Source organism: Allobosea sp. 117, assembly GCF_000702305.1.
Lineage (GTDB): Bacteria > Pseudomonadota > Alphaproteobacteria > Rhizobiales > Xanthobacteraceae > Ancylobacter.
Genome location: NZ_JNLC01000010.1, coordinates 255941 through 280847, shown reverse-complemented (window position 1 = coordinate 280847; position 24907 = coordinate 255941). Strand labels below are relative to the sequence as shown.

Genomic DNA, 24907 nt, shown 5'->3' with positions numbered 1-24907 from the left:
TTGGAGTCATGCCGAAGATATCCGACGAACGCCGCCTCGCCCGCCGCCAGCAGATCCTCGACGCCGCGTGGCGGTGCTTTGCGCGCGAGGGACTGCATGTCACCACCATGGACGACATCATCCGCGCTTCCGGCCTCTCCGCCGGCGCGGTCTATGGCTATTTCCGCAACAAGGACGATCTGATCCTTGCGGCGCTCACCACATCGCTGGCGGGCCTGCGCGAGCGGCTGGTGCCGCTGGTGACGACACGCCCACTGCCGGCGCCGGCCGAGCTGGTCGGCGCGGTGCTGGGGGAGATCGCGGCCTTCACGGAACGCGAGGGTTTCGACCTCAAGCGCATCGCCCTGCTGGGCTGGAGCGAATCACAGCGCAACGAGACGGTCCGCGGCACCATGGCCGGCTTCTACCGTGCCTTCCGCGAGCAACTGGCGGCGGCGACAATCGTCTGGAAGCAGGAGGGGAAGCTCCCCGCGACCCTCGACGAGCAGGCGGCCGCAAAGGCGCTGCTGGCGCTGATCCTCGGCTATGTGGTGGAGGCGGCGGTGCTTGACGACGTCACGCCGGAGGACATCAGGCGCGGCGTCGCGCAGCTCGGCATCGGCTCAGCCTGAAGAAAGCCGCACCGCGGCCACGGCGCTCAGGAGCGCCGCTTGGGGCGCAGGCGCACCACCACGTCGATGCGGGCGACCTCGTAGCCTTCCGGCGGTTCGGGCACGCGCTCGACCTCGACCGAGGCGCTCGGAATGTCGACGAGGTTGTTCTCGCCCTCGACGAAGAAGTGATGATGGTCGGTCGGATTGGTGTCGAAATAGGTCTTCGAGCCGTCGACCGCGAGCTCGCGCAGCAGCCCCACCTCGGTGAACTGGTGCAGCGTGTTGTAGACGGTGGCGAGCGAGACCGGGAAGCGCGCCTTGATCGCCTCCTCGTGCAGGATTTCCGCGGAGACGTGGCGGTCGCCCTTGGCGAACAGCAGCCAGCCCAGCGCCAGGCGCTGCCGGGTCGGCCGCAGCCCCACCTCGCGCAGCATGTGGCGCACGTCGTGGAAGGGGCAGCCGGTCCGGCTGGCCGAGGCGGAATCGCGCAGCTTCGCGACCGGGAGCACCGGCTCACCGTCTTCGACGACGACGCGCGGCATCGCCATATGCACCGTGCGGATAGGCTCGCTCATTCTCTCAACTTCCGACGTCGGTCATGGATGGGCGCGTCTCGGCACATCGCTTGGCGCTGCCGACGTCACATCCTCCTATGTTCATAGTGCCGGGCGGCGGCTGATCGCCGGCCGCTCCAAGCTTGATCGAAATTTATTATACAAGGAGCATTCCATCAGCGGCAAGCGATCGATTCTAAACAGTAACCGTTCCAAACTGTGACCCGATTACCGGCGCCGAAACCTTCACCGGCGTGTCACATTGCCTCTGCGCCGTCGCGCGCCACCGTACTCTGACGGCTTTGAGCGCGGTGGACGCTGTGTTAGGAAGCGGCCAACGGCTGGGAGGCCGGGTCCGCCCGCGCGGCGCCCGGGAAGGCCGAACGGACAAATAGACGGTGATACAGACGCGATGGTCGAACGTCGGACGAGCTTTGATTACGAGGACCTTCTCGCCTGCGGGCGAGGCGAACTTTTCGGCGAAGGCAATGCGCAGCTTCCGCTGCCGCCGATGCTGATGTTCGATCGCATCACCGAGATCTCGGAAGAGGGCGGCGCCAACGGCAAGGGCCTGGTGCGCGCCGAGCTCGACGTGCATCCGAACCTCTGGTTCTTCCCCTGCCACTTCAAGGGCGACCCGGTGATGCCCGGCTGCCTCGGCCTCGACGCCATGTGGCAGCTTGTCGGCTTCTATCTCGGCTGGCTCGGCGCACCGGGGCGCGGGCGGGCGCTCGGCCTCGGCGAGCTGAAGTTCTCCGGCCAGGTGCTGCCGACCATGAAGAAGGTGGTCTACGGCATCGACTTCAAGCGCGTCATGCGCTCGAAGCTGGTGCTCGGCGTCGCCGATGGCTGGCTGGAAGCCGACGGCGAGGTCATCTATCGCGCCAGCGACCTCAAGGTCGGCCTGTTCCAGACGGCGTGAGGCCCATGCGGGGGTTGCGGGCGGGCGCCGCGAGCGCCATTTCGCCCGCACCGAGGTTCAAGGAAAGGTAGCCTATGCGCCGCGTCGTCGTTACCGGTATGGGCATCGTCTCGTCGATCGGCAACTCCACCCAGGAGGTGCTGGCGTCGCTGCACGAATCGAAGAGCGGCATCGTCCGCGCCGACCAATATGCGCAGCTCGGCTTCCGCAGCCAGGTGTTCGGCGCCCCGCAGCTCGACGCCAGCCAGATCGTCGACCGGCGCGCCATGCGCTTCCACGGCGGCGGCACCGCCTGGAACCATGTGGCGATGGACCAGGCGATCCGCGACGCCGGGCTCGAGGAGCACGAGATCTCCAACGAGCGCACCGGCCTGATCATGGGCTCGGGCGGCTCCTCCACCCGCACCATCGTCGAGGCCGCCGACATCACCCGCGAGAAAGGCCCGAAGAAGATCGGACCGTTCGCGGTGCCCAAGGCGATGGGCTCCACCGCCTCGGCGACGCTCTCCACCTGGTTCAAGATCAAGGGGCCGAGCTATTCGATCTCGGCCGCCTGCGCCACCACCAACATCTGCATCGGCAACGCCGCCGAGCAGATCATGTACGGCAAGCAGGACATCATGTTCGCCGGCGGTTGCGAGGACCTCGACTGGACGCTGTCCTGCCTGTTCGACGCGATGGGCGCCATGTCGTCGGACTACAATGACCGCCCGGCGGTGGCCTCGCGGCCCTATGACAAGAACCGCGACGGCTTCGTCATCTCCGGCGGCGCCGGCGTATTGGTGCTGGAAGAGCTGGAACACGCCAAGGCGCGCGGCGCGCGCATCTATGCCGAGATCGTCGGCTACGGCACCTCCTCGGACGGCGCCGACATGGTCGCCCCCTCGGGCGAAGGCGCGGCACGGGCGATGAAGATCGCGCTCGCCGACGTGAAGGGGCCGATCGACTACATCAACCCGCACGCCACCTCGACGCCGATCGGCGACCTCAAGGAGATCGAGGCGATCCGCGCGGTGTTCGGCGATGCGTGCCCGCCGATCTCGGCGACCAAGTCGCTGACCGGCCACTCGCAGGGCGCCACCGGCGTGCACGAGGCGATCTACTCGATCCTTATGATGCAGAACGGCTTCATCGCCGCCAGCGCGCATATCGAGGAGCTCGACCCGGCCTTCGCCGACATGCCGATCGCCCGCGAGCGGATCGACAACGTACATCTCGGCCGCATCGTCTCGAACGGCTTCGGCTTCGGCGGGACGAACGCGGTGCTGGTGCTCCAGCATCCGGACGCGTAAGCAGACGGCAACGGCGGCAAGGGAATCCACGTCATGGGCCTGATGCAGGGCAAGCGCGGCCTGATCATGGGTGTCGCGAACGACCATTCCATTGCCTGGGGCATCGCCAAGGCGCTGGCCGCGCAGGGCGCCGAGCTCGCCTTCGCCTATCAGGGCGAGGCTCTCGGCCGCCGGGTGCGCCCGCTGGCTGAGAGCCTCGGCTCCGACACCCTCATCACCTGCGACGTCGAGGACCTCGCCTCGGTCGATGCCGCCTTCGCGGCGCTCGCCGACAAATGGGGCACGCTCGATTTCGTGGTGCACGCCATCGGCTTCTCCGACAAGAACGAGCTGAAGGGCCGCTACGCCGACACCACGCGGGCCAACTTTACCCGCACCATGGTGATCTCCTGCTTCTCCTTCACCGAGATCGCCAAGCGCGCGGCGGCGCTGATGCCGAATGGCGGCTCGCTGCTGACGCTGACCTATGGCGGCTCGACGCGGGTGATGCCGAACTACAATGTGATGGGCGTCGCCAAGGCGGCGCTGGAAGCGAGCGTGCGCTACCTCGCGGCCGATTACGGCCCGCAGGGCGTGCGGGTGAACGCGATCTCGGCCGGCCCGATCCGCACGCTGGCGGGAGCCGGCATCGCCGATGCGCGGCTGATGTTCAACTACCAGAAGCGCCACGCGCCGCTGCGCCGCACCGTCACCATCGACGAGGTGGGAGGCTCCGCGCTCTATCTGCTCTCCGAACTGTCGAGCGGGGTGACCGGCGAAGTGCACTTCGTCGATTCCGGCTACAACATCATCTCCATGCCGCACCCCGAGGCGCTGAAGACCATCGAGGACGCGGTGGAGGCCGGCGAGGCCGCCGCCGAATAGCGGCCGCGACGCCCCTCAGCCGGCGGCGACGGCCCCTCCCGCCCCTCAGTCCTTGGCGCGGAGCGCGATGCGATAGGAATGCGCCGGATAGACGCCGAGGATGCGCAGCTCCTTTGAGAAGAAGGCGAGTTCCTCCAAGGCGAGCTTGAGCGCGCGGTCGTCTGGATGGCCGTCGACATCGGCGTAGAACTGGGTGGCGAAGAACTCGCCGTCGAGCTGGTAGGATTCCAGCTTCGTCATGTTCACGCCGTTGGTGGCAAAGCCCCCCAGCGCCTTGTAGAGCGCCGCCGGCACGTTGCGCACGCGGAACACGAAGGTGGTCACGGTCGGCCCGTTGTCGGCCGGCGCCCACTCGCCCTCGCGGGCGAGGATGATGAAGCGCGTGGTGTTGTGCGCCTCGTCCTCGATATTCTCGGCGATGATGTCGAGCCCGTAGATCTCCGCCGCAAGCCGCGAAGCGATGGCCGCCTGCGTCGGGTCGCCGACCTCGGCGACGTGGCGCGCCGCGCCGGCGGTGTCGGCGCCGACCACCGCCTTCAGGCCGAGCTTGCGGATGATGTTGCGGCACTGGCCGAGCGCCATGACGTGGCTGGTCACGCTCTTCACGGTGGCGAGGCTCGCCCCCTTCACCGCCATGAGCTGGTGGCTGAGCGGCAGGAAGAACTCGCCGACGATGGTAAGCCCGGAGGTCGGCATCAGGTGATGGATGTCGGCGACGCGGCCGGCGACCGAATTCTCGATCGGGATCATGCCGAGATCGGCCTCGCCGTTCTGCAGGGCGGCGAAGGCGTCCTCGAAGGTCGCGCAGGGCACCGCCTCGTGGTCCGGGAAGACCTCGCGGCAGGCGATGTGGGAATTGGCGCCCGGTTCCCCCTGGAACACGACGGTGCTGCGCTTGGTCATCAGGACTTGCCTTCCTCACGCGCGAGCATCGCCCGCGCCTTCTCAAGATCGTGCGGGGTATCGACGCCGAGCGGCACGGTGTCCACCACCGCGACATCGATGCGCATGCCGGCCTCCAGCGCGCGCAACTGCTCCAGCTTCTCGCGCTGCTCCAGCGCGGACGGCGGCAGCCCGACGAAGCGCTCCAGCGCGGCGCGGCGATAGGCGTAGAGGCCGATGTGATGGTAGAGCGGCCCCTCGCCGTAGGGGGCGGTGGCGCGGGTGAAGTAGAGCGCGCGCAGGCGGCGCGGCGTGATCGGGCTGCCCACCGCCTTGACCACGTTCGGATTGGTGCGCTCGGCCTCGACGACGATCTGCGCGGCCAGCGTGCCGATGTCGACGAGGGGGTCGTCGAGGAGAGCGAGGCTGGCGCGAATCAGCGCCGGGTCGATGGTCGGCAGGTCGCCCTGAACGTTCACCACATGGCGCGCGCGGCGGTCCGGATCGACCACGTTCAGCGCCTCGAAGATGCGGTCGGAGCCGGAGGGGTGGTCGGCCCGTGTCATCACCACGTCGAATCCCGCCGCGGCCACGGCCGCGCGAACGCCTTCGTCGTCGGTCGCCACCACCACGCGGCCGATGCCGGCCGCGGCCGAACGCCGCGCCACTTCCACGATCATCGGGCGGCCGCCGACATCGGCGAGGGGCTTTCCGGGAAGACGCGTCGAGCTCATCCGCGCCGGAACAAGTATAAGCGTGTCGTCGATGGGCATTTGCCTGCCGTCTTGCAGCCTTCGTGCGGACGCCGCAGCACCGCGCCGGGGCGAAACGTAGCATCCGCGGCCGGCTTATACGGGTTGCACGCCAACCGTCAAAATGATTAGTTCCCGCGCGCCGTTGGCGGCCCTGCCGGAGGGCTGCTAGCATTTGCACGCGGGCGTGCCGGGCGCCTGCGCCGCACTGAATCGAGGGAGCCGATTTTCGATGGCCGTTCGGATGGACAGTTTCGAGGTGAACAAGATCGCGGGAGCGGTCCTTGGCACGCTCACCTTCACGCTCGGTCTGAGCATTTTCGCCGAGGCGCTGTTCCACCAGAATCCGCCCGCCAAGCCCGGCTTCGAGATCGCGGTGAAGGAAGCGGCTAGCGGCGGTGAGGCGCAGGCGCCCGCCGCCGACGTGCCGATCGCCGACCTGCTCGGCAAGGCCAGCGCCGAGAAGGGCGAGGCGGTCGCCAAGAAGTGCGCCGCCTGCCACAACTTCCAGGAGGGCGCTGGAGCCAAGGTCGGCCCGGATCTCTACGGCATCGTCGGCCGTGCAGTTGCCAGCGCGCCGGGCTTCGCCTATTCGGCGGCGATGAAGGCGCATGGCGGCACCTGGACCTTCCAGGACCTCAGCGACTTCATCAAGAACCCGAAGGCCGACATCCCCGGCACCGCCATGGGCTTCGCCGGCCTGGCCAAGGAAACTGACCGCGCCGACCTGCTGGTCTATCTGAACACGCTGTCGCACAGCCCGCAGCCGCTGCCGCAGCCCGGCGCCGCGCCCGCGGGCGGCGAGGCCCCGGCCGCTGGTGCGCCGCCGGCCGAGGCGCCGAAGCCGGCCCCCTGAGCGGACCGGAGCGCGGCCGCCATAATGCGGCGGCAAGGTTTCACGATCACGTCAGGCCGGTGGCGCTTCGCGCCCCGGCCTTATTCTTTTCCGAAGGTAAAGCGCCATAATGCCCGCGAGGGGGCCGCGTCGGCGTGCCGCCTCCACCGAACGCAAGGATGCATGCCGCATGAGCAGCCGCCACGCCCACCGAGGCGCCCCGGTCGTCACGGCCCGAAGCCCGCGCGGCCGGCGCACGCTGGCCGGCGTGATCCTCGCTCTGGCGCTCGCCGCTCCCCTCGCCCCGGCGCTGGCGCAGAGCGAGGCGCCGGGCGGGGCTGCCGCCGGCGAATGGCGCCATGGGCTGTCGCTGCTCGGCGAGCTCAAATACCCGCCGGACTTCAAACATTTCGACTATGTGAACCCGAACGCGCCGAAGGGCGGGCTGCTGCGGCTCTCCTCCACCGGAACGTTCGATTCGCTCAACGACACCATCCCGCGCGGCAATCCGGCCGACGGACTCGGCCTGATCTACGACACGCTGATGAGCGCGTCGCAGGACGAGGTGGCGAGCGAATACGGGCTGATCGCGGAGGCCGTGCGCTATCCGGCGGACTTCTCCTCCGTCACCTACCGGCTGCGCCCGGAGGCGAAATGGCACGACGGCCAGCCGATCACCGCCGACGACGTCGTCTGGTCGTTCGAGACGCTGATCAAGAACAGCCCGCAGCAGGCCTATTACTACAGCCATGTGAAGAAGGCCGAGAAGACCGGCGAGCGCGAGGTGACCTTCACCTTCGACCAGTCGGGCAATCGCGAGCTGCCGCAGATCGTCGGGCAGGTGCGGGTGATGCCGAAGCACTGGTGGACCGGCACCGACCCATCCGGCAAGCCGCGCGACGTCGGCCAGGGCACGCTGGAGCCGCCGCTCGGCTCGGGCGCCTACCGGATCAAGCAGGTGGTGCCGGGCCGCTCCATCTCCTATGAGCGGGTGCCGGACTACTGGGGCAAGGACCTGCCGGTGCATGTCGGCACCGACAATTTCGACGAGCAGCGCTACGAGTATTTCCGCGACGAGACGGTCGAGCTCGAGGCCTTCAAGGGCGACCAGTACGACTATCGCGTCGAGACCTCGGCCAAGAACTGGGCGACCGCCTACGACTTCCCGGCGGTCAAGCAGGGCAAGGTGGTGCTGGAGGAGTTCGCCAACCGCGTCTCCGGCTCGATGCAGGCCTTCATCCCGAATCTGCGGCGCGAGAAGTTCCAGGACCAGCGGGTGCGCCGCGCACTGAACTACGCGCTCGACTTCGATGGCATGAACCGCACGCTGTTCTTCGGCCAGTACAAGCGCACGGCGAGCTACTTCCAGAACACCGAGCTCGCCTCCTCCGGCCTGCCACAAGGCCGCGAGCTCGAGATTCTGGAGAGTGTGAAGGACAAGGTGCCCGCCAGCGTCTTCACCACCGCTTATGCCAATCCGCCGGACGGCGGCGAGGACGTGCGCCGCGCCAATCTGCGCGAGGCGGCGCGGCTCCTCAAGGAAGCGGGCTACGAGGTGAAGGGCGGTAAGCTGGTCAACGCCAAGGGCGAGCCCTTCACCATCGAGTTCCTGATCGCCAACCCGGCCTTCGAGCGCGTGGTGCTGTTCTACAAGCCGACGCTGGAGCGGCTCGGCATCACCGTGAACGTGCGCCAGGTCGACACCTCGCAATACATCAACCGCGTACGCGGGCGCGACTTCGACATCATCATCACCGGCTGGGGGCAGTCGCTCTCGCCGGGCAACGAGCAGCGCAACTTCTGGGGCTCGGAAGCCGCCGACCGCGAGGGCTCGGCCAACTACGCGGGCATCAAGGACCCCGGCATCGACGCGCTGATCGAGAAGGTGATCTACGCCAAGAACCGCGAGGACCTCGTCGCCGCCACACGGGCGCTCGACCGCGTGCTGCTCGCCCACGACTATGTGGTGCCGAGCTGGAACTACCCCAACATCCGCACCGCGCGCTGGAACCGCTTCGGCCATCCCGACAAGCTCCCCGAATACGGGATCGGCTCCTTCCCCACCATCTGGTGGTGGGATGCGGAGAAGGCCGGCGCCACGGGGAAGGCGCCGTGAGCTTCGCGACCACCCGGCGGACCCTGCTCGCCCTCGCCGCCGGTGCCGGCGGCCTCGCTTTGCTGCCGCGCCGGCCCTTCGCGCAGACGCCGGCGCCGCCGACCGGGCCGGAGCGCCATGGCCTCTCGACCTTCGGCGACCTCAAATATCCGGCCGACTTCCCGCATTTCGACTATGTCGACCCACAGGCGCCGAAGGGCGGCGACTTCTCGCAGATCGGCCCCACCGCCGCCTACAACCAGTCGTTCCAGACCTTCAACTCGCTGAACGGCTACATATTGAAGGGAGACGGCGCGCAGGGCGTCGACCTGATCTTCGACGCGCTGATGACGCGCGCCTTCGACGAGCCGGACGCGGTCTACGGGCTCGTCGCGAAGAGCGTCGCGGTCTCCGAGGACGGCACGCTCTACCGCTTCAGGCTGCGGCCGGAGGCGCGCTTCCACGACGGCTCGAAGCTCACCAGCGCCGACGTCGCCTTCAGCCTGCTGATGCTCAAGCTCAAGGGCCACCCGATCATCGCGCAGAATCTGCGCGACATGACCAGCGTGACCGCCGAGGGCGAGGACGCGGTGGTGCTGCGCTTCGCCGCCAAGCGGGCGCGCGACGTGCCGCTGTTCGCGGCGTCGCTGCCGATCTTCTCCAAGGCCTATTACACGGCCAAGCCCTTCGACGAGAGCTCGCTCGATCCGCCGCTCGGCTCGGGACCCTACAAGATCGGCCGCTTCGAGGTGGGGCGCTACATCGCCTATGAGCGGGTGCCGGACTATTGGGGCGCCGACCTGCCGGTGAACCGCGGCACCAACAATTTCGACGTGGTGCGCTTCGAATATTTCCGCGACCGCGAGGTCGGCTTCGAGGGGTTCAAGGCCAGGACCTATCTGTTCCGCGAGGAGTTCACCTCGCGCACCTGGGCGACCCAGTACGACTTCCCGGCGCTGAAGGACGGCCGGGTGAAGCAGGAGATCACGCCGGACGACAATCCCTCCGGCGCGCAGGGCTGGTTCCTCAACATCCGCCGCCCGCAATTTTCCGATCCGCGCGTGCGCGAGGCGCTCTCCTGCGCCTTCGACTTCGAGTGGACCAACAAGAACCTGATGTTCGACGCCTATAAGCGGACGACCTCGTTCTTCGAGAATTCCGATCTCAAGGCTGAAGGCCCCCCGGGTCCCGAGGAGCTGGCGCTGATCGAACGCATCAAGGGCCGCCTCACCCCCGAGACGCTGGCTGAGCTGACGGGCGAGCCGTGGTCGCCGCCGGCCTCGGACGGCTCGGGACAGGACCGCACCCTGCTGCGCAAGGCGGCGGCGCTGCTGCGCGAGGCCGGCTGGACGATCAAGGACGGTAGCCTCGTCAACGCCAAGGGCCAGCGCTTCACCATCGAGTTCCTCGACGACGAGGGCAGCCTCGAACGGCACACCGCTCCTTTCATCAAGAACCTGAAGGTGCTCGGCATCGACGCCTCGTTCCGCCTCGTCGACCCGCCGCAATATCAGCGCCGGCTGAACGACTTCGATTTCGACGCGACGGTGCGGCGCTTCTCGGTCTCGACGGTGCCCGGCGAATCGCTGCGCGCCTTCTTCGGCTCGCGCGCCGCCCGCACGCCCGGCTCGAACAACCTCTCCGGCATTGCGAGCCCGGCGGTCGACACGCTGATCGAGGAGGTGATCGCGGCGGGCAGCCGCGACGAGCTGCGCACCGCCTGCCGCGTGCTCGACCGGGTGCTGCGCGCCGGGCGCTACTGGGTGCCGCAATGGTATTCGGGCGCGCATCGCATCGCCTATTGGGATGTGTTCGAGCGTCCCAAGGCGCCGGCGCCGCGCTACGACCGCGCCATACCGCTCACCTGGTGGGCGAGGGGAACGTGACGGCGGGCGACCGGTTTGGACCTGACCACTCGTTAAGTTGACGGCGCAGCCCGGCACCGCCACCTTGTCACCTCCTCGGGAGGAAGCCCGACCGAATGCTCGCTTATATCGTCCGACGCCTGCTGCTGATGGTGCCGACCGTGATCGGCATCATGCTCATATCCTTCGTCGTCGTGCAGTTCGCCCCCGGCGGCCCGGTGGAGCGGGTGATCGCCCAGCTCACCGGCGAGGGCACCGATGCGACGGCGCGCATCTCCGGATCGGGCGGCGACTTCGGCGGCATGCAGCAGGGCGCGCCGCGCGGCGACCCCACCGCCTCCAAATATCGCGGCGCGCAGGGGCTCGACCCGAAGTTCATCGAGGAGCTGGAGCGCCAGTTCGGCTTCGACAAGCCGGCGCATGAGCGCTTCCTGCTGATGATGTGGAACTATGCGCGGTTCGACTTCGGCCGCTCCTATTTCCGCGACATCTCGGTGGTCGACCTCATCATCGAGAAGATGCCGGTGTCGATCTCGCTTGGCCTGTGGATGATGCTGATCACCTACATGATCTCCATCCCGCTCGGCATCGCCAAGGCAATGCGCGACGGCTCGCGCTTCGACATGTGGACCTCGGCGGTGATCATCGTCGGCTATGCGGTGCCGGGCTTCCTGTTCGCCATCCTATTGATCGTGCTGTTCGCCGGCGGCTCCTTCCTCGACTGGTTCCCCTTGCGCGGGCTGACCTCCGACAACTGGGCGCAGATGTCCTGGCCGGCGCGCATCCTCGACTATTTCTGGCATCTGGTGCTGCCGATCACCTCGATGGCGCTCGGCGCCTTCGCCACCATGGCGCTGCTGACCAAGAACTCGTTCCTCGACGAGATCAGGAAGCAGTATGTCGTCACCGCGCGGATGAAGGGGCTGTCGGAGAACGCGGTGCTCTACCGGCACGTGTTCCGCAACGCGATGCTGATCATCATCGCCGGCTTCCCGGGCGCCTTCGTCGGCGCCTTCTTCGGCGGCTCGCTGCTGATCGAGACCATCTTCTCGCTCGACGGGCTCGGCCTGCTCGGCTTCGAGAGCGTGCTCAACCGCGACTATCCGGTGGTGTTCGGCACGCTCTACGTATTCTCGCTGGTCGGCCTCGTGGTGAACCTCATCTCCGACCTCACCTACACCTGGGTCGATCCGCGCATCGACTTCGAGACGCGGGAGGTGTGAGTGGAGGCTCCGCTGCCCACCGCGACGCTCGACGTACGACCCTCCGGCCTGTCGCCGATCAATGCGCGCCGGCTCGCCAATTTCCGGCACAACCGGCGCGGCTATTGGAGCTTCTGGATCTTCCTTGTGCTCTTCGTGCTCAGCCTCGGCGCCGAGTTCATCGCCAACGACAAGCCCTTCCTCGTCAAATATGACGGTGGCTACTACTGGCCGGGGCTGGTCAGCTATCCCGAGACCACCTTCGGCGGCGACTTCGAGACCGAGGCGGACTATCGCGATCCCTATCTGCAGAAGCTGATCACTGAGTCGGGCGGCTGGATGATCTGGCCGCCGATCCGCTACAGCTACGACACGCACAATCTCGACCTGCCCACCCCGGCTCCCTCGCCGCCGACCTGGATGCTCACCGACGCGCAGTGCCAGCCGGTTGCCGAGAAGAAGGGCGGGACGGGCTGCGCCGCACTCGAATGGAACTGGCTCGGCACCGACGACCAGGGGCGCGACGTGCTGGCCCGCCTCATCTACGGCTTCCGCATCTCGGTGCTGTTCGGCCTGATCCTCACTGTCATCTCGTCCGTCGTGGGCGTCGCGGCCGGCGCGGTGCAGGGCTATTTCGGTGGGTGGACGGACCTGATCTTCCAGCGCTTCATCGAGATCTGGACCTCGATCCCGGCACTCTATCTGCTGCTGATCATCTCCTCGGTGCTGGTGCCGGGCTTCTGGGTGCTGCTCGGCATCTTGCTGCTGTTCTCCTGGGTGTCGCTGGTCGGGCTGGTGCGCGCCGAGTTCCTGCGCGCGCGCAACTTCGAATATGTGCAGGCGGCCCGCGCCCTCGGCGTCTCCAACCCGGTGATCATGTGGCGGCACATGCTGCCCAACGCGATGGTGGCGACGCTGACCATGCTGCCCTTCATCGTCTCCTCATCGGTGATGACGCTGACGGCGCTGGACTTCCTCGGCTTCGGCCTGCCGCCCGGCTCGCCCTCGCTCGGCGAGTTGCTGGCTCAAGGCAAAGCCAACATCCAGGCGCCCTGGCTCGGACTGACCGGCTTCTTCACCGTCGCCATCATGCTGAGCCTGCTCATCTTCATCGGCGAAGCCGTGCGCGACGCCTTCGACCCGCGCAAGACGTTCCGGTGAGCACAATGACGGACGCCCCCCTCCTCTCGGTCCAGGACCTGTCCGTCGCTTTCACCCAGGGCGATCGGACGACGGTCGCGGTGGACCACGTCTCCTTCGACGTGCGGCGCGGGGAGACCATGGCGCTGGTCGGCGAGTCCGGCTCGGGCAAGTCGGTCACCGCCCTCTCTGTGCTGAAGCTGCTGCCCTATCCGCCGGCCTCGCACCCCTCCGGACGGGTGCTGTTCAAGGGCGCGGACCTCACCGCCATGAGCGAGCCGCAGTTGCGCAAGGTGCGCGGCAACGACATCACCATGGTGTTCCAGGAGCCGATGACCTCGCTCAACCCGCTGCACACGGTGGAGCAGCAGGTCGCCGAGATCTTGAGCCTGCATCGCGGCATTACCGGCGCGCCGGCGCGCAAAAGGGTGATCGAGCTGCTCGCCGAGGTCGGCATCCCCGAGCCCGAGACCCGGCTCGCCAGCTACCCGCACCAGCTCTCCGGCGGCCAGCGCCAGCGCGTGATGATCGCCATGGCGCTCGCCAACGAGCCGCAGCTGCTGATCGCCGACGAGCCGACCACCGCGCTCGACGTCACCGTGCAGGCACAGATCCTCAAGCTCTTGAAGGAGCTGCAGGCCCGGCTCGGCATGACCATGCTGTTCATCACCCATGATCTCGGCATCGTGCGCAAGATCGCCGATCGGGTCTGCGTGATGAACCACGGGCGCATCGTCGAGCAGGGCACGGTCGGCGAGGTGTTCGGCGCGCCGCAGCATCCCTATACGCGCGAGCTGATCGCCGCCCAGCCCAAGGGCAACCCCGCCCCCGCCCGGCCGGACCAGCCGGTGGTGATCGAATCCAAGGACCTCAAGGTGTGGTTCCCGATCAAGCGCGGCGTGCTGCGCCGGGTGGTCGGCCACATCAAGGCGGTGGACGGCGTGTCGGTCGGGATCCGGCGCGGCGAGACGCTCGGCGTGGTCGGCGAGTCGGGCTCGGGCAAGACCACGCTCGGCCTCGCCTTGCTGCGCCTCATATCGAGCGAGGGGCCGATCATCTTCATGGGCAAGCCGGTGGATGGGCTCGGCTTCAAGGCGATGCGCCCGCAGCGCAGCGAGATGCAGGTGGTGTTTCAGGACCCGTTCGGCTCGCTCTCCCCGCGCATGTCGATCATGGACGTCGTCGGCGAAGGGCTGCGCGTGCACCAGCCGCATCTCTCCGCGGCCGAGCGCGAGGCAAAGGTGACGGCGGCGCTCGTCGATGTCGGGCTCGATCCGGCGAGCGCGCACCGCTATCCGCACGAATTCTCCGGCGGCCAGCGCCAGCGCGTCGCCATCGCCCGCGCGGTGGCGCTGGAGCCCTCCTTCATCGTGCTGGACGAGCCGACCAGCGCGCTCGACATGATCGTGCAGGCGCAGATCGTCGACCTGCTGCGCGACCTGCAGCAGCGCAGGGGTCTCACCTACATGTTCATCAGCCACGATCTGCGCGTCGTCGCCGCGCTCGCCTCGCGCATCCTGGTGATGAAGAACGGGCGGGTCGTGGAGGAAGGCGAGGCCGCCGAGATCTTCAAGGCGCCGAAGACCGACTACACGCGCGCGCTGTTCGCCGCCGCCTTCAATCTCGAGACGACGCCGGCCGGGGCGGTTTCGCAGTGAGCGGCGGGGGTTTCGCGCCGGCCGGGCGCGGCGTCATCGCCGACCGCGCCGCGGATGTGGCGCTTGAAGGTCCGCAGCCGCTGGGCGAGGGCTTCCGCCCCTATCACCGGTTCGATCTCGAGCTGAGGGGCGCCCATGGCGCGCGTCTCCACCAGCGCCGCGACATATTGCGGGTCGGGCCGGTAGTCGGCGTGCTCGCCGCCGATCCGAATGCGGGCTGCTTCGTGCTGATCCGGCAGTTCCGCCTCGCTGCTCATCTCGCCACCGGGCGCGGCGACATCGTCGAGCTGGTCGCCGGCTGCGTCGACGCGGGCGAAGAGCCCGAGGCGGCGGCGCGGCGCGAATGCGTCGAGGAGATCGGCGTCGCGCCGGACCGGCTGATGCCGATCCTCTCCTTCATGCCGACGCCGGGCGTCACCGACGAGCAGGCCGCCGTCTATCTCGGCCGCGTCGATTCGGCCCGCGTGCCGGCGAAGGCCGGCGCCGCGGTGGAGACCGAGCTGACCGAGCCCTTCACCATTCCCATCGACGAGGCGCTCGGCGCGCTGGAGCGCGGCGCCGCGCAGAACCTGTTCCTGATCGCCGCCCTGCAATGGTTCGCGCTCAACCGGGCGCGCGCCGAGCACTTCCTGAGGACCGCATGACCGCCATATTGCTCGCCATGACCGGAATGGACTCCGCCGCCTGGGCGGAACGCTTCAGGGCGCTCGACCCGACGCGCGAGGTGCGCATATGGCCGGATATCGGCAACCCGGCCGATATCGCCTATGCCTGCGCCTGGAAGCCGAAGGCCGGTGCGCTGAAGGGGCTGGATAATCTCAAGGTGCTGTTCTCGCTGGGCGCGGGCGTCGATGCGCTGATCGGCGATCCCGACCTGCCCAACGTGCCGCTGGTGCGCATCGTCGATCCCGACATGACCGCCCGGATGGCCGAATTCGTCGTGCTCAACGTGCTGCTGCATCACCGGCGCATGCTGCGCGCCTTTGCCGACCAGCGGGCGCATCGCTGGCTCCAGCACGACCAGCCGGCTGCCTCCTCGGTGCGGGTCGGCATCATGGGCATCGGCCAGCTCGGCCAGGATTCGGCGGTGAAGCTGCGCATGATGGGCTTCCAAGTCGCCGGCTGGAGCCGCTCACCCCGCAGCCTGCCGGGCATCGAGACCTTCGCCGGAGAGGACGGGCTGGCGCCGTTCCTCGCGCGCACCGACATCCTCGTCGTGCTGCTGCCCCTCACTCCGGCGACGCGGGGCATATTGAACCGCAGCCTGTTCGCCGGCTTGGCGCAGGACGGCGTGCTCGGCGGGCCGGTGCTGATCAATGCCGGGCGCGGCGGGCTGCAGAACGAGGCGGACATCCTCTCGGCGCTCGACGACGGAACGCTCGCGAGCGCCTCGCTCGACGTGTTCGTGACCGAGCCGCTGCCGCAGGACAGCCCGTTCTGGGACCATGAGAAGGTGATCGTCACCTCGCATGTCGCCGCCGACAGCGATCCGCAGGCGCTGGCGCGCTACATCCACGAGCAGATGATCGCCTTCGAGGCCGGGCGCGGCCTCACCAACGTGGTCGACCGCGCGACCGGCTACTGAGCGGGGTTCAGCCGCCGGACGGTGCGCACCGGCGCGCCGGCCGCCGCAATGCGCGCCAGCGCAGCGCCGAGAGGCTCGCGCACCACCGCCATATAGGCGGCGGTGGCATGCAGCAGCACCTCGCTTTTCCCGACGATCTCGACGATGCCGACATGGCCGGGCCAGAAGACGAGGTCGCCATGGCGCAGCGTCGCGAGGTCGCCGTCGAACGGCACTTTTTCGCCGAGCGTCGCCTCCTGCATGTCGCTGTCGCGCGGCGCGGCGATGCCGGCACCCGCGAGCGCCACCTGCACGAGGCCGGAGCAGTCGAGCCCGAGGCTGGAGCGCCCGCCCCACACATAGGGCGTGCCGAGGAAGCGCGCGGCCACCTTAACGAAATCGGGCTCGATGGCGTCGAGCGCCGCGAGATGGCCGGCGAAGACGAAGCCGCCGCCATCGGTGACGGCGAAGCCCTCGCGCTCATCGACGATGGCGAGCCGGCTTCCCATCGACAGCATCGCCGCCACCGGCAGCTTGATGCTGGGGCCCGGGAAGACCGGCGTGCGCAGCGCGACGACGCGGGCGTTCGGCGCGGCGGCCGGCAAGCCGAGTGCCTCGTCCGGCAGCCAGCCGACATAGCCGTCGGCGTCGAGCTGGCCCCAGGACCAGCCCTCCAGCGTACGCTCATAGATGGTGACCGTCTCGCCGCACAGCGCCTCGGTAACGAGGCTGGCGTCCGGCGCCGGGATCTTGCGCACCGGCGCGCTCGGCGCCACCACGCGCATCGGCGTGCCGGGCACGAAACGCTCGGCCTCGACCTTACCGCGCAGGAAATCGGCGGCGAGATCCGGCCGGGCCGGGGTGAGGCGGGGATCGAACGAGCTCATCGCGGCAACTCAATCATCGGACAGCCCGGCGGACAACCCGTCGCACGCCTCATCGTGGCAACTCATCGTGGTAGTTCCCTTGCCTTGGCGACCACCAGGTCGGCCAGGCGCTCAAGATACAGCGAACCCTCGACGGTGCGCTGGATGATCACGTTGCGCCGGTCCGCCTCGTCGCGCCGGCGCGAGACGAGGCCGAGCTCGCCCATGGTGTCGAGCGCGCGGGTGATCACCGGCTTGGTGACGCCGAGCCGGGCGGCAAGCCCGCGCACGGTGTGGGGCGGGGATTCGAGATAGACGGTGAGCAGGATGGCGAGCTGGCGCTGGGAGAGATCGGGAGCGTCGTCGCGCACCTGCGCCAGCGCCAGCTCGTGGAGCAGGCGCAGCGCCTGGGACGGGCGCATCTCGACGGCCATGGGCGGCTTCCGACCCGATCGTTACGGTTGCGTATTGTTCTCCCACTGTGGCCGCGATCCGGCAAGAAAGCCTTAAGCGACAGGCTTAAGGCTTTGCGATGCGGCTGACCGAAAACCGCCCCGAGGTGACGGCACCTCCAAAGACGCCGTCATCCTGAGGTGCGCGCCAGCGCGCCTCGAAGGACGGTCGTCCGGGTGCACCGCGCGAGCATCCTTCGAGGCTCGACCTGCGGTCGAGAACCTCAGGATGACGTTGATATGGGCAGGGCGGGCGTGACTACCCGCCATACCGCTCCGCCAGCAGCGCATCGATCGCGCGGATGGTCTGGGCCTCGCCGCCTTCCGGCCGGGCGGGGCGGTTCGACGGGTTCCACGCATAGATGTCGAGATGCAGCCAGGACGTCGCGTTCGCCACGAAGCGCTTCAGGAACAGCGCGGCGGTGATGGAGCCGGCGAAGCCGCTGCCGGGCGAATTGTTGATGTCGGCGAACGGGCTGTCGAGCATCGAGGCGTAGGGCTTCCAGAGCGGCAGGCGCCAGAGCGGATCGGCCTCGGCGGCCGAGTGGCGGGCGAGGTCGGCGGCGAGCGCGTCGTCGTCCGTATAGGCCGGCGGAAGCTGCGGGCCGAGCGCGACGCGGGCGGCGCCGGTCAGCGTCGCGAAGTCGATCAGCAATTCGGGCACCTCCTCGTCGGCCAGCGCCAGCGCGTCGGCGAGGATCAGCCGGCCCTCGGCGTCGGTGTTGCCGATCTCGACGGTGAGCCCCTTGCGCGAGGGCAGGATGTCGCCGGGACGGAAGGCCGAACCGTCGATGGAATTCTCCACCGCGGGGATCAGCAGGCGCAGCCGCACGGGCAGCCCCCGCGCCATCACCATATGGGCGAGGCCGAGCGCATTGGCCGCGCCGCCCATGTCCTTCTTCATCAGCAACATGCCGCTCGACGGCTTGATGTCGAGCCCGCCGGTGTCGAAGCACACGCCCTTGCCGACCAGCGTCACCTTGGGCGCCGCGGGATCGCCCCAGGTGAGATCGATGAGGCGCGGCGCGCGCGGGCTGGCGCGCCCCACCGCGTGGATCAGCGGGAAATTGGCGGCGAGCAGGTCAGCGCCCGCGATCACCCTGATCTCGGCCCCGAAGCGCGCGGCGAGTGCGCGTGCCGCGGCCTCCAGCTCGGCCGGGCCGAGATCGTTCGAGGGCGTGTTGACGAGGTCGCGCGTCGACCACACCGCCTCCGCCGTGCGGGTGAGCCAGCCGCCGTCCACGCCCTCCGGCACCACGATGCGGCGCGCGACGTGCTCGCGCGTCTTGTAGCGCTCGAAGCGATAGGCGCCGAGCAGGAAGCCGAGGGCGGCGAGCCGGCTGTCGGCTGGGGCGCGGGCGATGCGCCAGTCGCCGGCCGGCAGGCCAGTCGCGAGCTTACCGAACAGCAGCGGATCGCCGCCGTTCTCCTCCACCCCGAACAGCGCGCCGGCGATGCCGCCCTCGGGATCCGGCAGCACCAGCGTCGCACCCGGATCGGCGCGGTAGCCGCTCGCCTGCCCGAAGGCCAGCATGGCGGGGGAAAGGCCCTCGGTCTCGTGCCACGCGCCGCGCGTGACGCACCAGACAGGACGGGCGTTCCCGGCCTCGCCGGGCGGAACAAGACAGTCATTCATGGGGGACGGCTCCGGATGGCGACAGAAGCCGCCTAGCATGCTGAGCGGGGGCGGGAAAGCGGCGCGATCTTAACCGGCCGTTAGGGTTAATGGGACATGAATCAAGGCACAGGTCACGCCGATGCGTCGTCGCACGAGGACGAGGCGGGCCGCCGGAGACCATCATGCCTTCCCTGCCGCCCGCCGCGCCGTTCTCCACCCGCTGCTCGCCACGATATGCCCTTCACATCGCGCTGGTGGCGGTCGGGAGTCTCGGGCTCGGGGCCTGCACGACCGGCAGCAACCGGCCGGACGTGACGGCCGCGATCACCAGCCCGGCGACGCCGGACGCGGCGCGCGCGAAGCTCGCGGATCTCCAGAAGCGCTATGAGACGAACCCCGCCGACGCCGCCACCGGCATCGCCTATGGCAATGCGCTGCGCCTCGCCGGCCAGCGCGCACAGGCGACCGCCGTGCTGCAGCAGGTGACCATCCGCAACCCGCGCAACCCGCAGGTCGCCGGCGCCTATGGCCGGGCGCTGGCCGAGAACGGCCAGTTGCAGCAGGCCTTCGACGTGCTGGCGCACGCCCATACGCCGGACCGGCCGGACTGGCGCGTCCTCAACGTGCAGGGCGCGGTTCTCGATCAGATGGGCCGCAACACCGAGGCGCAGGACTATTACCGCACCGCCCTGAAGATCGTCCCCGGCGAGCCGACCGTGCTCTCCAATCTCGGCCTGTCCTATGCCTTCGCGAAGGACCTGCCGCGCGCCGAGGCGACGCTGCGCGAGGCGGCGGCGAACCCGAAGGCGGATTCGCGGGTGCGCCAGAACCTCGCTCTGGTGCTGAGCCTGCAGGGCCGCCTCGGCGAGGCCGAGAAGCTCGCCCGGGCCGACCTGCCGCCGGCGGAGGCACAGGCGAGCATCGACAATCTGCGCCGGCTCGCCGCCAGCGCCCCGAAGGGCACGACGACGGTCGCGGGAAGCGCCGCGCGACCGAATCCGGCCCTCGCTTCGGAGCAGCCCCTGCCGGTCTCCACGCAGGCGCAGGCCTATGCGCCGGCGCAGCCGGCCGACCAAGTCGCCGCCCTCCCCGGCGCGGATTACTAGCTTCGAGTCCTGACCGGGAACGCTCTCTACCAGAGCGCCTCAGGATAAAGATCGCACCACTGTCGATCGGTCGCTCAGGCCACCGCCAGCTCGAACGCGCCGTCCTCGATGAGGTAGACCGCGCCCTGCCGGACTGGCAGGTCGGCGGCCTCGGCCTGCGGCATGCCGGCGAAGGCGTGCAGCATGGCCCGGACCACGCCGCCATGGGTGACCACGACGCTGTCCTCGACGATGTCGCCGACCGCCTCCATCACCCGCGAGGTGAGCATGACGTAGTTCTCGCCGCCCGGCGGCACGAAGTGCCACGGGTCGGCATCGCGGGTGAGCATGCCCACCGGATCGCGCCGACGCAGTTCCGGCCAGGAGAACCCTTCCCAGCGGCCGAAGGTGATCTCCTTCAGCCGGTCGTCGCGGCGGAAATCGTCCGGCGGCAGGCCGAGCTGCGCGCGCAGGATTCCCATGGTCTGGGTGGTGCGCCCCAGCGGGCTCGCGACATAGGCGAGCCCGGACGGATTGCCGCTCAGCCGCTCGACCACGCGCGCCGCGCGCGCCGCCTGCTCGCGGCCGAGGTCGTTCAGCGGAATGTCCTGCCCGCCCTGGAGACGGCCGGCAAGATTCCAGTCGGTCTCGCCATGCCGGACGAGGAAGATGCGGCGCCTGGACAGCAGCACGATCGCGTCGCCTTCAGGGAATCTGCACGACGTGCGTGTAGCTCGGCCCGTTCAGCGGATATTTCACGCGCAGCGTCACGGAGGTTCCCCCGGGCGGCAGGCGGCCCTTGTAGAACATGCGCACGCCCTCGACCTGCTGGCCGACGCAGCGGCGCGAGCCGGCATCGGTGCCGGTCGCGGTGAAGCCGCCGATGTCGAAGCTCACGCGGCCGACGGAGGGACCCTGCAGCACAGTCACGACCGGCACCTGCCCCATCTGGCAGAGCTTGTCGACGGTGCCGGCGGCAAACTGCATCGCGCCCTGGCCGCCGCCGGTGACATAGGCGAGCTGGCCGCCCGGCATGCCGCTCTGGTTGCCGTCGTCGGGGCTCACATAATTCGGGAAGATGGCGCCGCCGAAGCCGAAGATGCGGTTCACCAGCGGATATTGCTGGAAGGTAGGCGGCGGGCCGCGATCGAGCCCGGGACCGGTGCCGGGCGGGGGCGCGAGGCCCGAGCCGGGCGGCGGATTGATGGTGATGGCCGGCACCTGCGCCTCAACCGGCGCGGCCAGCATGCACAGCACCGCCGCCGCCCCGAAGCCGAAGGCCAACGCGACCTTGCCCGGCATCTTCCACATTCCCCGCATCCAGCCCTCCGCTTTCCCGGTGCCGATGCGACGGCCTCACTCGCGCTCGAGCGTGAGGTCCGGCGCTTCGGGATTCTTCATTCCGACGATGTGATAGCCGGCATCGACGTGGTGGATCTCACCCGTCACGCCACGGCCGAGATCGGACAAGAGATACATGCCGGTGTCGCCGACCTCGTCGATGGTGACGGTGCGACGCAGCGGCGCGTTCAGCTCGTTCCACTTCAGGATATAGCGGAAATCGCCGATGCCGGAAGCGGCGAGCGTCTTGATGGGCCCCGCCGAGATGGCGTTGACGCGGATGTTCTTCGGGCCGAGGTCGGCGGCGAGATAGCGCACGCTCGCCTCCAGCGCGGCTTTCGCGACACCCATGACGTTGTAGTGCGGCATCCATTTCTCGGCGCCGTAATAGGTCAGCGTCAGCATCGAGCCGCCATTCGTCATCAGCTTCTCGGCGCGCTGGGCAACCGCGGTGAAGCTGTAGCAGGAGATCAGCATGGTCTTGCTGAAGTTCTCCACCGTGGTGTCGAGATAGCGGCCGTCCAGCTCGTTCTTGTCGGAGAAGGCGATGGCGTGGACGAGGAAGTCGAGGCCGCCGAGCGCGCGCTCGGTCTCGGCGAAGACGGCGTCGATGGTCGCCGGCTCGGTTACGTCGCAATGGCCGACGAGGGCCGCGTCGAGCTCGGCGGCGAGCGGCTCGACGCGCTTCTTCAAGGGCTCGCCCTGATAGGTGAAGGCGAGGCGCGCGCCCTGGGCATGGGCCGCCTTGGCGATGCCCCAGGCGATGGATCGGTTGTTCGCCACACCCATCACCAGGCCGCGCTTGCCGCTCATCAGACCGGCCGATGCCTTGCCCTGCTCCGTCACGCCCTGCTCCGTCGCCGAAATACGCGTCCCGCGCTTCGGGACGCGTTCCTATCGCACAGCGGCATGACGCGCTCAAGCGAGCAGCGTCGCAGGGCAGCCCGGCTCAGGAAGCCGCCTCGCGGCGCTGGCGCATCAGCGCCTCGAGCTCGGGGTCGGGCGTATCCGGCAGGGTGACGCGCGCGGTGGCGAGCAGGTCGCCACGCGCACCCTCGCCCTTGGGCAGGCCTTTGCCGCGCAGGCGGAAGGTGCGGCCCGAATTGGTCCAGGCGGGAATCGACAGCTCGACCGCGCCCGACAGCGTCGGCACACGCAGCTTGGCGCCGAGCACGGCGTCGGCCAGCGGCACCGGGAGGTCGAGCCTCAGATCCGCGCCGTCGACGCGGAACTGGTGGTGCGGCGCATAGGCGACGACGACATAGGCGTCGCCCGGCGCCCCGCCAAACGGGCTCTCCTCGCCCTGCCCCTTGAGGCGCAGGCGATGGCCCTCGGCGACGTCGGCGGGAATCTTGACTTCGACGGTGCGCCCGTTGGGCAGGTGCACCTTGACCGGGCCGCCCTCGACGACACGTTCCAGCGGCACCGGCACCTTGAGCTCGATGTCGCTGCCGCGCGAGGGATGGGCGCCGGCACCGGCCGAGCCGCCACGCCGGAAGCCGCCGCCGAGGATGTCGGAGATCACGTCCTCGAAGCCGCCGCCACCGCCCTGCGGGCCGGCGCCGCCGCGCCCGCGGCGCATGCCCTCCGGGCCGAAGGAGAAGCTCTCGAAGATGGTCTCGTCGTTCGGGTCGCCGCGAAAGCCGCCCGCGCCGCGCCGGAAGCCACCGAAACCGCCGCCGCCCGGCCCGCCGGGCCCGAAGCCCTCAAAGCCGCGCGGCTTGCCCTCGGCGTCGATCTCGCCGCGGTCGAACTGGCCGCGCTTCTCCGGGTCCGACAGGATCTCGTGCGCGGAATTCAGCTCGGCGAACTTCTCCTGCGCCTTCGGGTCCGCCTTGTTGGCGTCCGGATGCAGCTTCTTGGCGAGCTTGCGGAAGGCACGCTTGATCTCGTTCTGATCGGCGGTGCGGGCAACGCCGAGCACGTCATAGGGGTCGCGCATGGATGTTCATCTCGGGCCGGCGGTTCCGGACTTGAGGCACGTTTGGAGCATGTCTTCTTTCGCGAAAGTCGTTCAACTTTCGCGGAACACGCTCTGCCCGCTCATGTGGGGACAGTGTTGCATGGACGCAACGGGCGCGCGAGCCTTTCAGGTGCGCTGCAGCAGCCGGGCCTGATCGACCTTCCAGGCGGCGGTGGTGCTGGTGCGGCAGGCCTCGCCCTGCAGCCATTGCTCGCCGCCCGGCCGCACGAAGGAGACGAGGAACTCGCGGCAGCTCGCGCCTTCGCGGGGAGCCGGCTCGCCGACCGGGGTCGCGGTGCCGCGGGTGGCGCTGACCGGGTTCTCCCACGGCACGCTCGGCGCCGCCGACTTCTGCGATAGTGCCTCGTTGAGGGCGAGGCGGGCGAATGCCCAGTCCTCCGAGGCGACGCCGCCCGGGGCCGGCTCGCCGACCTGCGCGGAGACGGCACGCGGCGCGATCGAGCCGGTCACCGCCACGTCGCCCGGCAGCGGCAGGCCCGCGCAGCCGCCCGAGAGCAACCCGGCACCGAGCGCCGAGCCCCACAGCAGAAATCTCACATGCCGCCTATATGGTGAGGGACAGTTCGCCGCGGCGGCAGATTCGTTCCGTGCGGGCATGGCCGAAATCCGCGAGGTCGGATAACGCTTGTCCGAAGATATCGCCGCCACTGCCGTCCGCCCGCACCACCGCCGGGGAGATCACCCCGGTCTGAACGCTTCGATGACCCATGGAACAGCAAGAACAGTTAATTTCCGGTGATTTCACCGCGGCTTCCGAACCATTTCGCCTTTTCGAGGAATGGTTTGCCGAGGCGAAGACGAGCGAACCGAACGATCCGAACGCCATGGCGCTCGCTACCGTCGACGCCGACGGGCTGCCGGACGTGCGCATGGTGCTGCTGAATGCCCGCGACGAGCGCGGCTTCACCTTCTTCACCAACACCGGCAGCGCCAAGGGCGAAGAGCTCACCGCCAATCCGAAGGCGGCGGTGGTGTTCCACTGGAAGTCGCTGCGCCGCCAGGTGCGGGTGCGCGGGCCGGTGCAGCGGGTGAGCGAGGCCGAGGCGGACGCCTATTTCGCCACCCGCCCGCGCCTGTCGCAGATCGGCTCCTGGGCGAGCCAGCAGTCGCGCCCGCTCGAAGGGCGCTTCGCGTTGGAGGCGGCGGTGGCGAAAGTGACCGCGCAATACGCGCTCGGCGAGGTGCCGCGGCCGCCGCACTGGACCGGCTTCCGTATCCGCCCGGTGCAGATCGAGTTCTGGCACGACCGGCCGTTCCGGCTGCACGACCGCATCGTGTTCCGCCGCGCCGACCCCGACAGCGGCGGCTGGACCAAGACGCGCCTCTACCCCTGACACGCCGTC

General features: G+C 69.0%; 26 protein-coding genes. 14 read left to right on the top strand and 12 right to left on the bottom strand.

Annotated features, from left to right (window positions below):
* Positions 1–8 precede the first annotated feature (8 nt).
* Positions 9–611, top strand: coding sequence for a TetR/AcrR family transcriptional regulator (locus tag U742_RS0103330; protein WP_029350033.1), 603 nt, complete (start codon positions 9–11; stop codon positions 609–611).
* A gap of 26 nt (positions 612–637) precedes the next feature.
* On the opposite strand, the gene irrA is transcribed toward U742_RS0103330, so the two are convergent.
* Positions 638–1168, bottom strand: a complete 531-nt coding sequence (irrA, locus tag U742_RS0103325; RefSeq protein WP_029350031.1) for an iron response transcriptional regulator IrrA — start codon at positions 1166–1168, stop codon at positions 638–640.
* A gap of 391 nt (positions 1169–1559) precedes the next feature.
* Between irrA and fabA the strand changes: the two genes are divergently transcribed.
* The 3 genes from fabA to fabI (U742_RS0103310) all read left to right on the top strand — a co-directional run bounded on the left by fabA (position 1560) and on the right by fabI (U742_RS0103310) (position 4225).
* Entirely contained in the window at positions 1560–2069 is a 510-nt protein-coding gene (gene fabA, locus U742_RS0103320) for a 3-hydroxyacyl-[acyl-carrier-protein] dehydratase FabA (protein WP_029350028.1), read from the top strand.
* A 74-nt stretch (positions 2070–2143) separates the two neighbouring features.
* On the top strand, positions 2144–3361 hold the full coding sequence (gene fabB / locus U742_RS0103315) for a beta-ketoacyl-ACP synthase I (RefSeq protein ID WP_029350026.1): 1218 nt from the start codon (positions 2144–2146) through the stop codon (positions 3359–3361).
* 33 nt (positions 3362–3394) lie between these two features.
* On the top strand, positions 3395–4225 hold the full coding sequence (fabI, locus tag U742_RS0103310) for an enoyl-ACP reductase FabI (RefSeq protein ID WP_029350024.1): 831 nt from the start codon (positions 3395–3397) through the stop codon (positions 4223–4225).
* Between the two features lie 45 nt (positions 4226–4270).
* Here fabI (U742_RS0103310) and U742_RS0103305 read toward each other — a convergent pair whose 3' ends face one another.
* On the bottom strand, positions 4271–5128 hold the full coding sequence (locus tag U742_RS0103305) for a prephenate dehydratase (RefSeq protein WP_029350022.1): 858 nt from the start codon (positions 5126–5128) through the stop codon (positions 4271–4273).
* Entirely contained in the window at positions 5128–5880 is a 753-nt protein-coding gene (locus U742_RS0103300) for a 3-deoxy-manno-octulosonate cytidylyltransferase (protein WP_029350020.1), read from the bottom strand. Before U742_RS0103300 ends, U742_RS0103305 begins: the two co-directional genes overlap by 1 nt.
* Positions 5881–6103: 223 nt before the next feature.
* On the opposite strand from U742_RS0103300, the gene U742_RS0103295 reads away from it, so the two are divergent.
* The 8 genes from U742_RS0103295 to U742_RS0103260 all read left to right on the top strand — a co-directional run bounded on the left by U742_RS0103295 (position 6104) and on the right by U742_RS0103260 (position 16239).
* On the top strand, positions 6104–6715 hold the full coding sequence (locus U742_RS0103295) for a c-type cytochrome (protein WP_029350018.1): 612 nt from the start codon (positions 6104–6106) through the stop codon (positions 6713–6715).
* Positions 6716–6884: 169 nt separating this feature from the next.
* Complete coding sequence (locus U742_RS0103290) at positions 6885–8810, top strand: extracellular solute-binding protein (RefSeq protein WP_051660817.1); 1926 nt, start codon at positions 6885–6887, stop codon at positions 8808–8810.
* 59 nt (positions 8811–8869) lie between these two features.
* Positions 8870–10675, top strand: coding sequence for an extracellular solute-binding protein (locus U742_RS0103285; RefSeq protein WP_248310280.1), 1806 nt, complete (start codon positions 8870–8872; stop codon positions 10673–10675).
* A gap of 95 nt (positions 10676–10770) precedes the next feature.
* Positions 10771–11877: a microcin C ABC transporter permease YejB gene (locus U742_RS0103280; RefSeq protein ID WP_029350011.1), complete on the top strand. Its 1107-nt coding sequence runs from the start codon at positions 10771–10773 to the stop codon at positions 11875–11877.
* Positions 11878–13017: an ABC transporter permease gene (locus U742_RS0103275; protein ID WP_051660816.1), complete on the top strand. Its 1140-nt coding sequence runs from the start codon at positions 11878–11880 to the stop codon at positions 13015–13017. It abuts the gene before it with no gap.
* 5 nt (positions 13018–13022) lie between these two features.
* Positions 13023–14654 carry an ABC transporter ATP-binding protein gene (locus U742_RS0103270; RefSeq protein WP_029350006.1) on the top strand — a complete coding sequence of 544 codons (1632 nt, stop codon included), beginning with the start codon at positions 13023–13025 and terminating at the stop codon, positions 14652–14654.
* Positions 14651–15298 carry an NUDIX domain-containing protein gene (locus U742_RS0103265; RefSeq protein WP_051660815.1) on the top strand — a complete coding sequence of 216 codons (648 nt, stop codon included), beginning with the start codon at positions 14651–14653 and terminating at the stop codon, positions 15296–15298. Before U742_RS0103270 ends, U742_RS0103265 begins: the two co-directional genes overlap by 4 nt.
* Positions 15295–16239, top strand: a complete 945-nt coding sequence (locus U742_RS0103260; RefSeq protein WP_029350003.1) for a 2-hydroxyacid dehydrogenase — start codon at positions 15295–15297, stop codon at positions 16237–16239. The genes U742_RS0103265 and U742_RS0103260 overlap by 4 nt, the downstream gene beginning before the upstream one ends.
* Here U742_RS0103260 and U742_RS0103255 read toward each other — a convergent pair.
* The 3 genes from U742_RS0103255 to U742_RS0103245 all read right to left on the bottom strand — a co-directional run bounded on the left by U742_RS0103255 (position 16233) and on the right by U742_RS0103245 (position 19172).
* Positions 16233–17105, bottom strand: a complete 873-nt coding sequence (locus tag U742_RS0103255) for a C40 family peptidase (protein WP_029350001.1) — start codon at positions 17103–17105, stop codon at positions 16233–16235. The two genes, U742_RS0103260 and U742_RS0103255, sit on opposite strands and share 7 nt — an antisense overlap.
* A gap of 62 nt (positions 17106–17167) precedes the next feature.
* The gene (locus tag U742_RS0103250) at positions 17168–17518 is read right to left on the bottom strand and encodes a MarR family transcriptional regulator (protein WP_029349999.1); all 351 of its coding nucleotides are present in this window, start codon (positions 17516–17518) and stop codon (positions 17168–17170) included.
* 277 nt (positions 17519–17795) lie between these two features.
* A complete protein-coding gene (locus U742_RS0103245) occupies positions 17796–19172 on the bottom strand; it encodes a leucyl aminopeptidase family protein (RefSeq protein ID WP_029349996.1) in 1377 nt (458 codons plus the stop codon).
* A gap of 164 nt (positions 19173–19336) precedes the next feature.
* On the opposite strand from U742_RS0103245, the gene U742_RS0103240 reads away from it, so the two are divergent.
* Positions 19337–20260: a tetratricopeptide repeat protein gene (locus U742_RS0103240; protein WP_081852794.1), complete on the top strand. Its 924-nt coding sequence runs from the start codon at positions 19337–19339 to the stop codon at positions 20258–20260.
* 74 nt (positions 20261–20334) lie between these two features.
* Here the strand turns inward: U742_RS0103240 and U742_RS0103235 are convergent, their stop codons facing one another.
* From U742_RS0103235 to U742_RS23350, 6 genes are all read right to left on the bottom strand, one after another.
* Positions 20335–20931, bottom strand: coding sequence for a histidine phosphatase family protein (locus U742_RS0103235; RefSeq protein ID WP_248310243.1), 597 nt, complete (start codon positions 20929–20931; stop codon positions 20335–20337).
* 13 nt (positions 20932–20944) lie between these two features.
* Positions 20945–21550, bottom strand: coding sequence for a hypothetical protein (locus U742_RS0103230; RefSeq protein ID WP_156034118.1), 606 nt, complete (start codon positions 21548–21550; stop codon positions 20945–20947).
* 45 nt (positions 21551–21595) lie between these two features.
* Positions 21596–22393 carry an enoyl-ACP reductase FabI gene (gene fabI / locus U742_RS0103225; RefSeq protein ID WP_029349988.1) on the bottom strand — a complete coding sequence of 266 codons (798 nt, stop codon included), beginning with the start codon at positions 22391–22393 and terminating at the stop codon, positions 21596–21598.
* A 136-nt stretch (positions 22394–22529) separates the two neighbouring features.
* Positions 22530–23522: a DnaJ C-terminal domain-containing protein gene (locus U742_RS0103220; RefSeq protein ID WP_029349985.1), complete on the bottom strand. Its 993-nt coding sequence runs from the start codon at positions 23520–23522 to the stop codon at positions 22530–22532.
* A gap of 147 nt (positions 23523–23669) precedes the next feature.
* Positions 23670–24101 carry an RT0821/Lpp0805 family surface protein gene (locus U742_RS0103215; RefSeq protein WP_248310242.1) on the bottom strand — a complete coding sequence of 144 codons (432 nt, stop codon included), beginning with the start codon at positions 24099–24101 and terminating at the stop codon, positions 23670–23672.
* 7 nt (positions 24102–24108) lie between these two features.
* Positions 24109–24390, bottom strand: coding sequence for a hypothetical protein (locus U742_RS23350; RefSeq protein WP_197028206.1), 282 nt, complete (start codon positions 24388–24390; stop codon positions 24109–24111).
* On the opposite strand from U742_RS23350, the gene pdxH reads away from it, so the two are divergent.
* Complete coding sequence (gene pdxH, locus U742_RS0103205) at positions 24272–24898, top strand: pyridoxamine 5'-phosphate oxidase (protein WP_029349981.1); 627 nt, start codon at positions 24272–24274, stop codon at positions 24896–24898. The genes U742_RS23350 and pdxH overlap by 119 nt on opposite strands.
* Positions 24899–24907: the final 9 nt, after the last annotated feature.

Bases quoted from the DNA above. Each gene is read 5' to 3' on its own strand.
- U742_RS0103330 (WP_029350033.1), top strand. From the start codon at position 9: ATGCCGAAGATATCCGACGAACGCCGCCTCGCCCGCCGCCAGCAGATC.
- irrA (WP_029350031.1), bottom strand. From the start codon at position 1,168: ATGAGCGAGCCTATCCGCACGGTGCATATGGCGATGCCGCGCGTCGTC.
- fabA (WP_029350028.1), top strand. From the start codon at position 1,560: ATGGTCGAACGTCGGACGAGCTTTGATTACGAGGACCTTCTCGCCTGC.
- fabB (WP_029350026.1), top strand. From the start codon at position 2,144: ATGCGCCGCGTCGTCGTTACCGGTATGGGCATCGTCTCGTCGATCGGC.
- fabI (WP_029350024.1), top strand. From the start codon at position 3,395: ATGGGCCTGATGCAGGGCAAGCGCGGCCTGATCATGGGTGTCGCGAAC.
- U742_RS0103305 (WP_029350022.1), bottom strand. From the start codon at position 5,128: ATGACCAAGCGCAGCACCGTCGTGTTCCAGGGGGAACCGGGCGCCAAT.
- U742_RS0103300 (WP_029350020.1), bottom strand. From the start codon at position 5,880: ATGCCCATCGACGACACGCTTATACTTGTTCCGGCGCGGATGAGCTCG.
- U742_RS0103295 (WP_029350018.1), top strand. From the start codon at position 6,104: ATGGACAGTTTCGAGGTGAACAAGATCGCGGGAGCGGTCCTTGGCACG.
- U742_RS0103290 (WP_051660817.1), top strand. From the start codon at position 6,885: ATGAGCAGCCGCCACGCCCACCGAGGCGCCCCGGTCGTCACGGCCCGA.
- U742_RS0103280 (WP_029350011.1), top strand. From the start codon at position 10,771: ATGCTCGCTTATATCGTCCGACGCCTGCTGCTGATGGTGCCGACCGTG.
- U742_RS0103270 (WP_029350006.1), top strand. From the start codon at position 13,023: ATGACGGACGCCCCCCTCCTCTCGGTCCAGGACCTGTCCGTCGCTTTC.
- U742_RS0103260 (WP_029350003.1), top strand. From the start codon at position 15,295: ATGACCGCCATATTGCTCGCCATGACCGGAATGGACTCCGCCGCCTGG.
- U742_RS0103255 (WP_029350001.1), bottom strand. From the start codon at position 17,105: ATGAGCTCGTTCGATCCCCGCCTCACCCCGGCCCGGCCGGATCTCGCC.
- U742_RS0103250 (WP_029349999.1), bottom strand. From the start codon at position 17,518: ATGGCCGTCGAGATGCGCCCGTCCCAGGCGCTGCGCCTGCTCCACGAG.
- U742_RS0103245 (WP_029349996.1), bottom strand. From the start codon at position 19,172: ATGAATGACTGTCTTGTTCCGCCCGGCGAGGCCGGGAACGCCCGTCCT.
- U742_RS0103240 (WP_081852794.1), top strand. From the start codon at position 19,337: ATGCCTTCCCTGCCGCCCGCCGCGCCGTTCTCCACCCGCTGCTCGCCA.
- U742_RS0103230 (WP_156034118.1), bottom strand. From the start codon at position 21,550: ATGTGGAAGATGCCGGGCAAGGTCGCGTTGGCCTTCGGCTTCGGGGCG.
- fabI (WP_029349988.1), bottom strand. From the start codon at position 22,393: ATGAGCGGCAAGCGCGGCCTGGTGATGGGTGTGGCGAACAACCGATCC.
- U742_RS0103220 (WP_029349985.1), bottom strand. From the start codon at position 23,522: ATGCGCGACCCCTATGACGTGCTCGGCGTTGCCCGCACCGCCGATCAG.
- pdxH (WP_029349981.1), top strand. From the start codon at position 24,272: ATGGAACAGCAAGAACAGTTAATTTCCGGTGATTTCACCGCGGCTTCC.
- U742_RS23350 (WP_197028206.1), bottom strand. From the start codon at position 24,390: ATGGCGTTCGGATCGTTCGGTTCGCTCGTCTTCGCCTCGGCAAACCAT.